Genomic DNA, 14568 nt, shown 5'->3' on the forward strand with positions numbered 1-14568 from the left:
GTGATCCCAGCGCGCTGGGTCGGCTGGCGCCTCCTGCAATGCCTCAGCCACCAGCTGCGCACCCTCCCCCAGCCGGACGGAAGGGAAGTTCACGCCCTGCCCCAGTCGGACGGAAGGGAAAGTCCACGCCTTCATGCCGTGAGGACAGCCACCCCCGGAGGGTCTGGTAGGAGATTGTGCCTCTCGGCGGCGCGGGGAGGTGGCTTTGGTGTTCTGATGGCTGGTTGGTGCTGCGCGGTGTAGCGTCGTCAGTAGTAGTCGTGGTTCCGAAGTCTCGTTCGCCCGTGACGTGCTCACGGGCGTTCTTGCTGTTCAGCGTCTCTCCGGACCAGGGCGATCACCTCCGGATCCCGCGCGGTGCGGGACTCGGTATGCATTCCCTTGAAGGAGACAGGCATGGCCAGCGGTACCGTGAAGTGGTTCAACAGTGAGAAGGGCTTCGGCTTCATCGAGCAGGACGGCGGCGGCCCCGACGTCTTCGCTCACTACTCGAACATCGACGCTCAGGGCTTCCGCGAGCTGCAGGAAGGCCAGAAGGTCACGTTCGACGTCACGCAGGGGCAGAAGGGCCCGCAGGCGGAGCACATCCGCCCCGCATAACGGCGTATGAGCGAGGCCCCGACCGGATGTCGATTCGGTCGGGGCCTCTCACTTTCCCCGTCCTCGGCAGAAAAGCGCGGCGCCGAACGCCATTACCACGTCAGTGACCTCAACCATGGTGGTGGATGCGGCGGTCACCGCAGTGAGCACCGCCGTCGGCCCCGGCTCCCGAGTCCGTTCCGCTGTCCGGGGCTCACAGACGTTGGGTTGTGCGACGGGCTCATGTCCGTCAGCGATTGCCCCGGCGAGGTGCCCGCCGGGGGCGGCCCGCTCACCGGCGCCACCCACGCCGCGCTGGCGCTCCCGTGGCCCCCGGTGGCGGGCTGGTGGGCAAGGGGAGTCCGAGGCGTCACCTCTGTCGGCTTGCTCTCTCCAGCCCGTCGAGGATCAGGTCGAGCCCGAAAGCGAACTCGTCGCCGTAGTCGTAGCCGGGGCGCAGTATGTGCTCGGTCACCAGCTCGGACATGTGCGGGTACTGGTCGGTGGGGGCCTGCGCCAGGATCGCCTGCGCCAGCTCCGTGCTTGCGGCGGGAGTGTCGAACGGCAGGCTGCGCTCCTGTAGGGCGAACCCGTAGATGTAGCTGTCGAGGACCGAGTACGCGTGCGCGGCCAGGGCAACGGAGAAACCCGCCTTGCGAAGGCACCCGAGGACGGCGTCGTGATGGCGCAGCGTCGCCGGACCGGGTGAGCTGCGCGACTCCATCAGGCCGATCGCCCAGCGGTGGCGGGACAGGATCTGGCGAACCTCGACCGCCCGCTGCCGCATCGCTGCCTTCCAGTGGTCATGAGGGGATGGCAGGTCGATCTCGCCGAAGATCAGGTCGACCATGCCGTCGAGGAGATCTTCCTTGTTGGCCACGTGCGTGTAGAGCGACATCGCCTCGACCCCGACCGCCTCGCCCAGCTTGCGCATGGTGAGCGCCTCAAGCCCGTTCTCGTCGGCCAGGGCGACAGCCGCGTGCAGCACTTTCTGGCGGCTGAGTGGGATGCGGGGCGCCCGGTCGCGCGCGGGCCGCGGGGTCATCTGCGTCCTCCTGTCGTCGACCTTGACAACCTTACAGAGTAAGGATCAACCTTACGGCGTAAGGTCATCAGATTCTGGAGCGTCGCGATCCAGCGCAAACAGTTCGCCAGCCCAACCCAGTCGGCAACTCCGGCCGCCGCGGGGACGACGATGAAGTCGATCGTCCAGGACCGGTACGGGCCGACCCCCGAGGACGTGCTGCGGCTCGCGGAGATCGAGACGCCCACGATTCGGCCAGACGAGGTCCTGGTCAGAGTGCACGCCGCCAGCGTGGACCGGGGGACGTGGCATGTGATGGCCGGTCTGCCCTATCCCATCCGGATGGCAGGGTTCGGTCTGCGCAGGCCCAAGAGCGCCAATCCGGGCCGTGCTCTCGCCGGAACGGTGCACATCGTCGGCGCCGGTGTGACCGGCTTCAAGCCGGGCGACGAGGTGTTCGGCATCGGCAGCGGCTCGTTCGCCGAGTACGCGCACGCGCGACCCGACAAGCTCTGGCTGGGCGGCATCGACCGTCAGCTCAGGGCCCATGCGCTGTCTCCGTTCGTCGGCCAGAACCTCGGTACGTTCGTCGCTTCGGAGAACTCCGCAGACCTGACGGCCATCCGCGAACTCATCGAGTCCGGCAAGGTCACACCCGCGATCGACCGGAGCTATCCGCTCAACGAAGCCGCCGCAGCCATCCGTCACATGCTGGACGGACGGACCTGCGGCAAGGTCGTGATCACCATCTAGGGCGTGAGTCGAATGTGCTGGCCCTGCGCGCCTACATCGACCCGGCGGCCGCCTTCCGACGCGCGGGGCGACGGCTTTCGCGAGACGCTGGGAGGGAGGAGCGTGCGCGGAAGTGGCGACGCATTTCCAGCTGGAACCCGCAGCTAGCCAAGAAGGCGGGCCGTGATGAGCGATTCGGATACGGGCGCCATGGGGCGGAGCCAGGGTGAGACGGTCCGCCTCTCGACGATCAGGCTGAGCGTCAACGATCAGGTGCGGCAGCTTGAGGTGGATCCGCGGACCTCGCTGCTCGACGCGCTGCGCGAACATCTGCGCCTGAGCGGCACCAAGAAGGGGTGTGACCACGGGCAGTGCGGAGCATGCACCGTGCTGGTCAACGGCCGCCGGGTCAACTCCTGCCTGACGCTCGCCGTCATGCACGAGGACGACGAGATCGTGACGATCGAGGGCCTGGGCGATCCCGATGACCTGCACGCCATGCAACGCGCCTTCGTCGAGAGAGACGGTTTCCAATGCGGCTACTGCACGCCCGGCCAGATCTGTTCGGCCGTCGGCATGCTCGCCGAGGTGGAGGCTGGCTGGCCCAGCCACGCCACGGCTGACGTGTCCGCGCCGCAGGTCGCGTTGACCGACGAGGAGATCCGCGAGCGAATGAGCGGCAACATCTGCCGGTGCGCCGCCTACCCGAACATCGTCGCGGCCATCCGCGGCACCGCGCAGGGAGGCCTGTGATGAGGCCGTTCACCTACGAGCGGGCGACGGACGCGCAGACCGCCGTCGCGGCGGTGTCCCGACCCGGCGCGAAGTTCATCAGCGGCGGCACCAATCTGCTCGACCTGATGAAGCTCGACATCGAGCAGCCCAGCCATCTGGTCGACATCAGCCGGCTTCCGTTGCGGGACATCGAGGAGCTCCCGGACGGCGGACTGCGCATCGGCGCCCAGGCGGCGAACTCCGACGTGGCCGCCGACGCCCGGGTGCGCACCCGCTATCCGGTGCTGTCGGAGGCGCTGGTGGCCGGCGCCTCTGGCCAGTTGCGCAATATGGCGTCCACCGGCGGAAACCTGTTGCAGCGCACTCGCTGCCCCTACTTCTACGACACCGCCGCGGACTGCAACAAGCGTGATCCCGGGTCCGGATGCTCGGCGATCGGCGGGTTCAACCGGATACACGCGATCCTCGGCGCCAGCGAGTCCTGCATCGCCACCAACCCCTCGGACATGGCCGTCGCGATGACCGTGCTGGGAGCGGAGATCGAGCTGCTCGACGCCGATCAGGCGGTACGCCGCGTCGCCATCACGGACTTCTACCGGCTGCCGGGCGACACCCCGCACATCGAGACCGTGCTGCGGCCCGGCGAGATGATCACGAGCGTCGTCCTGCCCCCGCCTCCGCCGGGCCGGCAGAAGTACCGCAAGGTGCGCGACCGGGCGTCGTACGAGTTCGCGCTGGTCTCCGTGGCGGCTGTCGTCTCGACCGATCAGGGAACGATCAGTGAGGCGCGGGTGGCGTTCGGCGGTGTCGCGCACAAGCCGTGGCGGTCCGTCGAGGCGGAGGCCGCGTTGACCGGCCGTCCGGCCACGATGGCCAACTATCGCGCGGCCGCCGAGGCGGCGATGCGCGACGCGGTCGGGCAGGGTCACAACGACTTCAAGATCGAGCTGGCCAAACGCACGCTGTGCCGCACGCTGGCGCAGGTAGCCCGGGCGAGCTGAGGAGGCGGCATGATCGGGCAACCTCTGAACCGCGTCGACGGCCCGTCGAAGGTCGCCGGCCGGGCCACCTATGCCTACGAGCAATGGGAGGCCGGTCAGCCGCTCTACGGTTTCATCCTCGGCGCGACGATCGGCAGGGGCCGTATCACCCGGATCGACACGGAGAGCGCCGAACGCGCGCCCGGCGTGCACATGGTGATGACCCATCTCAATGCCCCGGCGCAAGGCCCTCGCGATGAGTCCATTCCGTTCGAGTACTGGCGCGCCCAGCCGGTGCTGACCGGCCCCGACATCCACCATTACGGCGAGCCGGTGGCACTCGTCGTCGCCACGGCCCTCGAGCAGGCCCGCGCGGCGGCCGATCTCGTCGAAGTCGAATACACCAGGGGGCGGGGACGTTTCAACTTCGCCGAGCAGGAAGACGAGGTGTACATCCCGAAGGTGGTCAACGCCGGTCTCCCCACCGACACCGCGGTGGGCGATTTCGATGCCGGGTTCGACAGTGCGGACGTCAGGATCGACCAGTACTACACGACGCCGTACGAGTTCTCGATGCCGATGGAACCACACGCATGTCTGGTGGAACCGCGTGACGAGGACCTGGTCGTCTACGTCAGCTGCCAGATCGTCGATGCGGCGCAGACCTCGATCGCCAGCACGCTGGGGATCGACCCGGCGCGGGTTCACGTCGTCACCCCCTTCGTCGGCGGGGGATTCGGGTCCAAGCTGGGCATCCATTCCGAGACGATCCTGGCAGCGCTCGCCGCTCGCGCGTTGCGCCGACCGGTCAAGGTCGCGATGACCCGGCAGCAGATCTTCCAACTCGTCGGCATGCGCCCCACCTCCAGCCAGCGGGTTCGGCTGGGTGCGGGGGAGGACGGACGGCTGGCTGCGATCGCCCATGACGTCACCATGCACACCAACCCCGACGTGGAGTACGCCGAGCAGACCGCCGCCACGACCCGCAGCCTCTACGCGGCGCCCCACCGGTTGACCAGCCACCGGCTGGCGCCGCTCGACCTGCCGCGCGGGACGGACGTCCGCGCACCGGGCGAGGCGCCGGGCATGCTGGCGGTCGAGTCGGCGATGGACGAACTGGCGCACACGCTCGACATGGACCCGGTGGAGCTGCGGATCCGCAACGAGCCCACCGTCGATCCCGAGCGGGACGTGCCGTACAGCGACCGGCACCTGGTCGAGTGTCTGCGCGAAGGTGCGCGCCGGTTCGGCTGGGAGCACCGCCCCGCCGCCCCGGCGAGTGTGCGCGACGGGCGATGGCTGGTCGGCTACGGCATGTCGGCCGCCATCCGCGGGCACTTCCAAGGGCCGACCGCGGCGCGGGTGCGGTTGGAGGTGGACGGCACCGCCGTCGTCCAGACGGACATGACCGACCTCGGCACCGGTACCTACACCGTCCTGACCCAGGTCGTGGCTGACGGCCTGGGGCTCTCGCCCGATCGGGTGCGGATCGAGCTCGGGCGGTCCGATTTTCCCTCCAGCTGGGGGTCCGGGGGCTCGTGGGGCGCCACCAATTCGTGCACGGCTGTGCATCGTGCGTGCCTGGCCCTGCGCGAGAAGGTGCTGGTCGCGGCGGGCGGTGACACGCGCTCTCCGCTGCACGGCCTCGACCCGGCAGACGCCGTGTTCTCCGATGGCAACGTGGGTATCGGCGGCGCGTCCGAGGCAGTGAGCGAGATCGTCGCACGCAACCATCCCGAAGGTGTGGAGGCGGAGGGCGGGACCCGCTTCATGGGCGATGATCCGAACTACACGGCCTACTCGATCAACACCTACGGGGCCCATTTCGCCGAAGTGGGGGTCGACGCGGACACCGCCGAGATCCGTCTGAGGCGGATGCTCGGTGTGTTCTCGGTGGGCCGCGTGTTCAACCCGAAGACGGCCCGCTCGCAGCTGATCGGCGGGATGATTTGGGGAGTCGGCGCGGCCCTTGAGGAAGAGGCCGTCGTCGACCCGCGATCCGGTGCCTTCGTCAACTGCGATTTCGCGCAGTACCTGGTGCCGGTCCACGCCGACGTCCCGGACGTCGACGCCGTCATCCTTGACGGGTTCGACGACAAGGCCAACGTCCTTGGCGCGAAGGGCGTCGGTGAGCTGGGAATCTGCGGGGCCGGCGCGGCGGTCGCGAACGCGGTGTTCAACGCCACGGGCGTGCGCGTGCGTGACTTCCCCATCACCATCGAGAAGGTGCTGCCCGGTCTACCCCTGCTGGAGGCCTGAGTTGGCAAAGTTTCGGCGCTGGGGCCGCCATGTCCCGCTCCTGCACCAGCCCCACCAGACATCGCACCGCATCGCGTGGTCAAGCCATCGCAGCACGCCCTGACGGCTCGTCCGGTGTGGCGGGAAACGGCCGGTGCCGGTGGCGTCGTCCTGGTTCGATCGGGCGCAGGCGGATGACCGCGTCGAGGCCGCCCCCGGCCGCGGGACGCAGTTCGATGTCTCCGCCGCTGGCGTGAGCGAGTTGCTGGGCGATGGCCAGGCCGAGACCCGTACCGTCCGGGGAGGCGTTCGGGGCGCGCCAGAACCGGTCGAAGGCGTTGGCGCGTTCCACGTCGCTCATCCCCGGCCCCTCGTCGGTCACATGGATCTCCACGTATGCGTGGCCTGAGTCGCGGCCGGCAGCGACTGAGTGGGCCAGGGTGACGGTCGTGCCGGGTGGAGCGGCGCGCAGCGCGTTGGCGAGGAGGTTGTCGACGATCTGCTCCAGTGCGCCTGGCACCGCCCAAACCCGACCGACGCGGTCCCCGGCGAGGGCGATGCCGATGCCACGGTCGGTGGCGAAGGCGTTCCAGGTATCCGCCCGGTCGCTCAGGATCACGTTGGGGTCCACTGGTACCGGGGCGGTCTCCGAACTCTCCGCGCGGGCGAGGGCAAGGAGGCCCTGGATCATGCGGACGAGACGGTCGATCTCGGAGAGGGCGCTGTCGAGGTTGTGCTGAGCGTGCGGATGGAGGTCGGGTTCGAGGTTCTCCAAGCGCAGCCGCAAGGCGGTGAGCGGCGTCTTGAGCTGGTGGGACGCGTCGGCGGCGAAACGGTGCTGGGCACGCAGCAGATGTTGCAGGCGGGCAGCGGTGCGGGTGAACTCGCTTGCCAGTCGGCGAAGTTCGGGTGGGCCGAGGTTGACTGCGGGTGGTTCGGTCAGGGATCCGTCGGCGAGCTGGGCGGTGGCCCGTTCCAGTTCGCGCACCGGGCGGGTGATCCAGCGGGCGAGCGCGAACCCTATTACCGTCATGGCGGAGAGAACGGCCAGTGCGGCGGCGGCCAGTGCCATCCACGCCGTGTGGATACGGTTGATTGTCTCGAAGGTTGGGGCGCTTAGTCGCACGGCACCGCCGACCGTCGTTCTGTAGGCCACGGGGGCGGTCGAGTAGTACACCTCCCCGCCCAGCATGGCGTCGCGCATGGTGCCGCTGGTGCGCTGGTTGCGGAGGGCGGCGGCGATGTCGGGGGCCCGGAGGAGGTTGCGGTGGGGCCCGGCGGCTGCGGACGCTGAGTCGGCGAGCGTGTTGCCGTGCCGGTCGACGATGGTCACGCGGGTGCCGGCGCGGTGGGCGTATTTGGCGAGCAGCGCGGGCAGTTCCCGTGCGTCAGAGGTTTCCACGTCTTCTTCGACGAGTTCGGCGAGCACGACGACGTCCCGTTCCAACGAGGTGGACACCGTTGAGGTCTCACTGCGTGCGTAGACGATCCCGAAGGGGATCTCCAAAGCGAGCAGGACGAGCAACGCCAGGGTGAGGTAGCTGAGCAGCAGGCGTCGGACCATGGGGCTGGTGTCACTGCTGGGTGGTGCGCGGGGGGCCGGTCGGGTGGGGCGGGTCGGTGGGCACGGCGAGGCGGAACCCGACTCCCCGGACGGTCTCGATCCAGGTCGGGCGGTCCAACTTGCGGCGCAGCGCCGCGATGTGGACGTCCAGTGTCTTGGTCGGACCGAAGAAGTGCGGGTCCCACACCTTGTCGAGGATGTGCTGGCGCGAGTACACGGCGCCGGGGTCGTCGGCGAGCAGTGCCAGCAGGTCGAACTCCTTCGGGGCGAGGGCGACCGGCCGGTCCCCCGTGTGGACCTGTCTGGTCCGCCTGTTGATGACCACGTCCCCGATGTGCTGCGAGGTCCTGTCGGCCTTCGGCCCCGCGTCTTCTTCGCAGGACGGCGTGGCGGCGGGGCGAGTGCGACGTGTGACGGCGCGGATCCGGGCCACCAACTCCCTGAGCCCGAAGGGCTTGGACAGGTAGTCGTCGGCGCCGAGTTCGAGTCCCACCACACGGTCGGTCTCGTCGGCGCGTGCGGTGATCATGATGATGGGCACGTCCGATCGGCTGCGCAGCGCTCGGCAGACGTCGATGCCGTCCATGTCGGGCAGTCCGAGATCCAGCAGGACCATGTCGGGGGAGGCGGCGCCGAGGGCGGCGGCGCCGGTGCCGACCCGGTCCACGGCGAAGCCGTAGCGGCCCAGCCCTTCGACCAGCGGCTCGGCGATGGTGTCGTCGTCCTCAATCAGCAGTACGCGCACCTGGGCAGACTCGCACATATCGGACAGTGGTTGAGGTGTTGTCACGGGAACTTCCTCTTTCGAGTGACCATGGCCCCTTCCCGGTGGGCTGACGTCCCGGTCGTGTGCGGGACCGGGACGCCGGGCACCTCGGGACGGCACTCGGGGGTGGCGGCGATCTGGACGGCAGCCGTGGCCAGCAGGCATGTGAGGCCGCCGATGAGCAGGCCGTAGCGGGCGCCGAGGGCTTCGGCGACCCATCCGACGAGGGGGGCGCCGATGGGGGTGCCGCCCAGGAGGACGAGGAAGTACACGGACAGCACACGACCGCGCATGCGGGGATCGGCGTTGAGTTGGACCATGGCGTTGGCCATCGTGGTCACCAGTACGGCGGCGAAGCCCGTCGGTACGAGAAGGGCGGCGAACGCGGTGGGCACTGGCATGAGGCCTACCGCGGCTTCCAGTGCCCCGAACACCGCGGCCACGCAGAGCAGTTGACGCATGGTGGGTGGCCGGGACCGGTCCGCGCCACGGAGCGCGCCGAGCAGGCTGCCCGCGGCGTAGGCGCAGGACAGGGAGCCGAACGCGGTGGCACCTGAGTGGAAGACCTTGGTGGCCATGAGGGAGATCGTCACCTGGAAGTTGAGCCCGAAGGTGCCGATGGCTCCGGCGAGTGCGATCGGCAGCAGCAGGCCCGGGCTGGAGCGGATGTGCCGTAGCGCATCGGTCAGGCGCACATCGTGGGGTGCGCTGCGCGGGACGGGGTGCAGTTCGGCGGTGCGCAGGGTGGCCAGCACGGCCAGGACCGCCAGGTAGGAGGCGGCGTTCAGCAGGAAGACCGGGCCGGTCCCCACGGCCGCGATGGTGAGCCCTGCGGCGGCTGGGCCGAGGAGGCGTGCGGCGTTGAACTGGGCGGCGTTCACGCTGACGGCGCTGGGCACCTGGTCTCGTTGGACCATCTCGCCGATGAACGCGTTTCTTGCGGGACCGTCCACGGCGGTCGCGGCACCGAGGGCCAAGGCCAGTAGGCAGACCTGCCAGACGCGCACCATACCGCTGATCGTCAGAACGCCGAGCAGGAGGGCTTGAAGTGCCATCAGGCTCTGGGCCGCGATCAGCAGCCGTCGCCTGGAACAGGCATCGGCGATCACGCCGCCCCACAGCCCGAAGAGGGTCTGCGGGAGGAACTGCAGGGCGGTGACGAGACCGACTGCGGTGCCGCTGTGGTGGGTGAGTTGGAGCACCAGCCAGTCCTGGGCCGCGCGGTGCATCCAGGTGCCCACGTTGGACACCAGTTGTCCGATCACGTAGCGGCGGAAGTTGCGGTTGCCCAGGGTGCGCAGTGCCTGCTGACCGGGGCGCCGCGCCTTGGGTTGGGAGCGCTCAGTCACCGTGTCGGACAAGTCGTTCTCCAGTGCCCTGTACTGACCACTGACAGTCCGCGGTGGTTGCCGCAGGTGTGGGGAGCCGCTCGTCGTCCAGGTAGTGGAAGCCCGGCTCGGGATGCATGAGGAAGTCGTGGTGGGAGATGTTCCAGGCGTACGCCCCCGCCATGGCGAACGCCACGCGGTCACCGTTGCGCAGCCGGACCACCGGCACGCGGCTGGCCAGGACGTCCTTGGGGGTGCACAGTTGGCCGACCAAAGTCACCGGTTCCAAGCGGACCGCGCTCCTCGGCCAGGGCCACGCCCAGGTGTCCGAAGGGATGATCTCGAAAGGCTGGTCGTGCCCCCTGGTGGCCGGGGTACGCAGGTGGTGGGTGCCACCTCCCACCACGGCGAACGCCTCACCGTGACTACGCTTGACGTCCAGCACGCGCGTCACGTACCAGCCGCAGTACGCCCCGATGGAGCGGCCCGGCTCGATGCGCACCGTCAGTCCGGGGTGGTCGGCCAGCAGGCGGCGAAGACCGGTACCGAAGGCCGACCAGTCGAAGACGCGCTCGGGCTCCTCGTAGTCGACGCCCATGCCGCCGCCCACGTTGACCTCGTCGAGAGGCAGCCCGTGTGCTCGCGTCCAGTGGGCGGCCCATCCGACGACGCGCTCGACCAGGGCGAGTTGGGCGGGGGCGTCGAGGCCGCTGGCCAGATGCGCGTGGACACCGCGCAGCCGGATCCGCGGGTGTGCCGCGAGGATCCGCAGACAGGCATCGAGTTGCGCGGGGTCCATGCCGAACGGGCTCGGGCGGCCCCCCATGACGAGCGGCAACCGGCCCAGTGGAAGTGGAGGGTTGACCCGTAGCAGTACGTCCACCGTGCGTTCGCCGACGAGTGTGGTGAGGACGCGCAGTTCGTGCTGGCTTTCCACATGCACGCGCTCGACACCCGCCTCAAGCGCGTGCGACAACTCGCGGGCGGTCTTGCCCGGCCCGCCGAACGCGATGCGGGACGTCGGGAACAGGCGCCGGACGTGCCGCAGTTCACCGGCCGAGGCGACCTCGAATCCGTCGACGTGCTCGCCCAGAGTGCGCAGCAGCCGAGGATCGGAGTTGGCCTTGGCCGCGTAGAACAGTTCCACGCGGTCGGGCAGCGCGGACCGGATCGTGCGGGTGTGACTGCGCAGGGCGGCCAGATCGTAGACATAGGCGGGCAGTTGGTCATCGGACAGGCCCTGGATGTGCTGCAGAAGCCTCGTTTTCACAGCGCCGCACCTCGTGGGAAGTCGGCGGCGAGCGGGCTCGGCAACGGCACGTAGGTCGCGTACCGGTCCGCCTTGCGCGCCCAACGCAGTAGAAGGTTGGCCTTGGCGGGCAGCGGCACGCCCGACAGCAGTGCCCGCAGACGCGGCGGGTCACCTGCCGTGCGCGCGAAGCAGCCGAGGTGGTCGCGGACCAGTCCCCACAGCGCGGGCTCCAGACCAGGGCTGACGTCGGCCAGCGCGCCGAGCAGTTCGGCGACGTGGTTGACCAGAAGGCAGTAGACGACCCTGTCCCAACCGCGTTCGGCACTGTGGCTGAGCGGCCCCCGCACCTCCTCGTCCAGCCCCGCCAGGGCCGTACGGTGGTGGTCCGGGACCAGCTTGGTTCCTTCCAGGTCGCGGAAGAGGACCTGAGCGGGCCGACCGTCGCTGCGCACCCCGATGAGGACGTTCTGCAGATGCGGCTCCAGGACGACGCCGTGCTCGAAGTAGGCGGCGAGCACCGGTGGCAGCAGCAGCTGCAGATAGTCGTCCCACCAGGCCAGCGGATCGGTGTCGGCGCGGGCGAGCAGGTGTGAGATGTGCGCCGGGCTGTTCGGATACTCGTCGGCGACGGCGGCGGCCAGCAGCGGTGTGACGCCGGACAGCAGATGCTTCCGTACGCCCTCGCGCACGATCACGCCGAAGCCCTCCACCACCTCTCGATCGCCGCGGCCGTTCCCGAGGCCGAGAGTGCGGTACCCGGGCTCGGCCAGAAGCGCACAACCGGAGTACCGGGTGGCCAGTCCGGCGAAGATCGGCCGCAGGATCCGGTTCAGGGCGACGGAGCCCGACAACTCGTAGAAGGCGTTCTTGCGCACGCAGTTGGTCAGCCGGACGTTCAAGCTGAACTTCAAGAACACATCGCTGTCCGGCTCGTAGACGGTGCGCACCGAAGAGGTGGGCGCGACGGGCGGCCCGCCGGGACCGAGGTCCACGACATCGCCGCGGGCCAGTGCGGCACGCAACGCGGCGTTCGCGGACAGCATCCGGAACTGCCACGGGTGCGCGGGCAGCACGCGGAACCCCGGCGCCGCCGGGTGAAGCCGGTCCAGGGCGCTGTGGTCACCTTCCGCCCGCACCAGGTCAGCGCGGACCGCGAGACAGCGCAGCGGAAAACGTGAACCGGTCTCCGGACCGTACGCCAGCCAGTCCTGGGGGTCCCCATCGCGGGCCTTGGGGGCGGGGTGGAATCGGTGGCCGTAGACGAGGGACTGCTCCGACGCGACGTACGCGCACGACGGCGCCGCCAGGTCGCCGCGGGCCTCCAGCACCGCGCGGACGGTCCCGTGGCTCGCGGCCACCTGGCCCAGGAACTCCTCGTTGTCCACGCCCGTGCGCAAGGTCAACTCGTCACGGACCAAAGCGGCCAGCTGATCCCATTCGAGCGCGGACCATACCGCACCGTCCTGGCGCTCGACCGGTCCGCTGAACCTGTGCGCACCGATCAACGAGACGCGGCGCAGGGGAACTCGCAGCAGGACGCCGCGGCGGGGGAGGCGCACCAGCAGGTGCTCGTTCGCGACGACGACCTGGCGCTCGGGCGAAGACACCTCACGGATGAGGCAGTTGATCAGAGTGTGGGCGGTCACGGTGCCAGCGGTCTGCGCCGGTGTACCGGCCGGAGCCACAACGATCGGGACGGTCATCTGGCGTCATCTCCTCGGCCACGATTGCGCGCGCTGGCCAGCGGGTTGGGGACGCCCACCCACTGTGCCTTTCCCGGCTCGTCGGCGAGCCGCATGGCCGTTGTCGCCTTCAGCGGCCAGTGTTCGCCGAAGAAGGCCTCTTCATCACCGTTGTCGGGCCGCAGATCGGCGTAGACACGCCGCGCCACGGCGGCGACCGAGGCCCACAACGTCCCCGGGTCGGCCCCGCGCGCACGGCAGAGCACGGACACCAGCTCGCTGAACACCCCGCTGAGCAACGCGCCGAACAACTTGTTTCGGAGGGCCTGGATGTCGTCGCCCGCGCGGTCACCAGCCAGCGGCGGAAGTTCGAAGGCGTGCTCGGCCAAGCGCCCCGGGCTCACCCGGACACCGTCCAGGTCCCGGTACAGCACCCGTACCGGCCGCCCCTCGCTCAGTACCACCAGTGTGTTCTGGCCATGGGCCTCCAACGCGACTCCCATGGACAGCAGGGTCAACGCGGGGGGCAGCACCAACTCGGCGAAGTCAACGAGCCACGTCGCGGCTTCTCCCGACACCACAGCTGCACCGGTGGAATGGACAGCGGTGAGCGGCACGGCGACCTCGCCGGGGCCGAGGAAACGCTCGTAGGACTCGCGCACCATCACCGCCAGACTCGGACAGGGGAGCCCTCCGACGCGTACCGCACCACCACCCACCTCGCGCAGGATGCCGAGACACCCGCCGTAACCTGCCTTGTCCACCACGGCCGACACGAAGTCCGACAGCACCGGGCCATCGGTGACCTCCGCAGGCGAGATCGTCCGCCGGTAGTTGGTGACCTGGACGTCCAAGGAGGTCTTGATGTGATGGCCTGGCAGAGCGTCCAGAGGTGCCACGGTACGCAGCGACAGCAGCGGGCGGGAGCTGATCCGTCGATCGACGGTGAACAGATCCGGGTACCGAGGGACCACATGATCGCGCTGCCACGGGTGCACCGGGACCAGAACCGTCCCGCCCTCCCGCAACTCCTCCGGCCACCTGCCCGCCTCCAGCCAGCGGTCGACCGGAACGGCCAACAGCGCGAGATCGACCACGGGCCGGTGCTCCGGCGCGTAAGCCAGTACTTCCGCCATGGACAGCCCGATACGGGTGCGGCAACACGGATGCTGCGGATGACCGTCGACCACCGCCTGTTCGGCGTCGATGGAGTTCTTCACCGGGCGTGGTGCCCCACCGGCAGCGGCACGCGCCAAAGCGAGGTTGACGACGCTGTTGCCCAACTCGTCGGCCAGCGCTCGCGCCCTCGGTGTGTTCGGCGCCATGGCCGCGAGCAGTTCCACCGGATCCGTGATCGGTCCCGACGGCCCCTCGACCGAGAAGTCCGACGGCACCTGGGCGAAACGCTCGGCACACGCCGCGTCCCCCACCAGTCGGCCACGGTGCCCCAACTCCACTATCAGCGTCTGCTCCTGAGCACGCACACCCCGCACCCCTGGCAGCGGCTCGCGCGCCAAGGCTCCCCACAACCGGCCGAGAACAGTCGCACGCGACCCCGGCAGCTCCGCCGAGAACGCCTCGGCGAGCTCCGGGCGCACCGCTCTGACCTCGTCGACCACTGTGTCCCGCACGCTCCACCTCCACCCGTTCACAGACCGCTTCGCCGCTGACGGCATAGCACCGACACT

The 14568-nt window shown here is 69.4% G+C and carries 12 protein-coding genes; 5 read left to right on the forward strand and 7 right to left on the reverse strand.

Annotated elements, in window-relative coordinates; genetic code table 11:
• The first annotated feature begins 396 nt into the window (after positions 1-396).
• The gene (locus tag P3G67_RS00525; RefSeq protein WP_269859228.1) at positions 397-600 is read left to right on the forward strand and encodes a cold-shock protein; all 204 of its coding nucleotides are present in this window, start codon (positions 397-399) and stop codon (positions 598-600) included.
• Between the two features lie 349 nt (positions 601-949).
• Here P3G67_RS00525 and P3G67_RS00530 read toward each other — a convergent pair whose 3' ends face one another.
• On the reverse strand, positions 950-1624 hold the full coding sequence (locus tag P3G67_RS00530; RefSeq protein ID WP_276091635.1) for a TetR/AcrR family transcriptional regulator: 675 nt from the start codon (positions 1622-1624) through the stop codon (positions 950-952).
• Between the two features lie 150 nt (positions 1625-1774).
• Here P3G67_RS00530 and P3G67_RS00535 point away from each other — a divergent pair, with 150 nt between their 5' ends.
• The 4 genes from P3G67_RS00535 to P3G67_RS00550 all read left to right on the forward strand — a co-directional run bounded on the left by P3G67_RS00535 (position 1775) and on the right by P3G67_RS00550 (position 6309).
• The gene (locus tag P3G67_RS00535; RefSeq protein ID WP_276091636.1) at positions 1775-2356 is read left to right on the forward strand and encodes a zinc-binding dehydrogenase; all 582 of its coding nucleotides are present in this window, start codon (positions 1775-1777) and stop codon (positions 2354-2356) included.
• Between the two features lie 165 nt (positions 2357-2521).
• Positions 2522-3088, forward strand: a complete 567-nt coding sequence (locus P3G67_RS00540; RefSeq protein ID WP_276091637.1) for a 2Fe-2S iron-sulfur cluster-binding protein — start codon at positions 2522-2524, stop codon at positions 3086-3088.
• Positions 3088-4071, forward strand: a complete 984-nt coding sequence (locus tag P3G67_RS00545) for an FAD binding domain-containing protein (RefSeq protein WP_276091638.1) — start codon at positions 3088-3090, stop codon at positions 4069-4071. The genes P3G67_RS00540 and P3G67_RS00545 overlap by 1 nt, the downstream gene beginning before the upstream one ends.
• Positions 4072-4080: 9 nt before the next feature.
• Positions 4081-6309, forward strand: coding sequence for a xanthine dehydrogenase family protein molybdopterin-binding subunit (locus P3G67_RS00550; RefSeq protein ID WP_276091639.1), 2229 nt, complete (start codon positions 4081-4083; stop codon positions 6307-6309).
• A gap of 79 nt (positions 6310-6388) precedes the next feature.
• On the opposite strand, the gene P3G67_RS00555 is transcribed toward P3G67_RS00550, so the two are convergent.
• Genes P3G67_RS00555 through P3G67_RS00580 form a run of 6 tightly spaced genes read right to left on the reverse strand, consistent with a single transcriptional unit; the run spans position 6389 to position 14511 of the window.
• Complete coding sequence (locus P3G67_RS00555; RefSeq protein ID WP_276091640.1) at positions 6389-7852, reverse strand: sensor histidine kinase; 1464 nt, start codon at positions 7850-7852, stop codon at positions 6389-6391.
• Positions 7853-7862: 10 nt separating this feature from the next.
• A complete protein-coding gene (locus tag P3G67_RS00560) occupies positions 7863-8597 on the reverse strand; it encodes a response regulator transcription factor (protein ID WP_276091641.1) in 735 nt (244 codons plus the stop codon).
• A gap of 41 nt (positions 8598-8638) precedes the next feature.
• Positions 8639-9979, reverse strand: coding sequence for an MFS transporter (locus P3G67_RS00565; protein ID WP_276091642.1), 1341 nt, complete (start codon positions 9977-9979; stop codon positions 8639-8641).
• On the reverse strand, positions 9960-11216 hold the full coding sequence (locus tag P3G67_RS00570) for a type III PLP-dependent enzyme (RefSeq protein ID WP_276091643.1): 1257 nt from the start codon (positions 11214-11216) through the stop codon (positions 9960-9962). Before P3G67_RS00570 ends, P3G67_RS00565 begins: the two co-directional genes overlap by 20 nt.
• The gene (locus P3G67_RS00575; protein ID WP_276091644.1) at positions 11213-12901 is read right to left on the reverse strand and encodes an IucA/IucC family protein; all 1689 of its coding nucleotides are present in this window, start codon (positions 12899-12901) and stop codon (positions 11213-11215) included. Before P3G67_RS00575 ends, P3G67_RS00570 begins: the two co-directional genes overlap by 4 nt.
• Positions 12898-14511, reverse strand: a complete 1614-nt coding sequence (locus P3G67_RS00580) for an IucA/IucC family protein (protein WP_276091645.1) — start codon at positions 14509-14511, stop codon at positions 12898-12900. Before P3G67_RS00580 ends, P3G67_RS00575 begins: the two co-directional genes overlap by 4 nt.
• Positions 14512-14568: the final 57 nt, after the last annotated feature.

It is taken from the genome of Streptomyces silvisoli, from assembly GCF_029269905.1.
Lineage (GTDB): Bacteria > Actinomycetota > Actinomycetes > Streptomycetales > Streptomycetaceae > Streptantibioticus_A > Streptantibioticus_A silvisoli_A.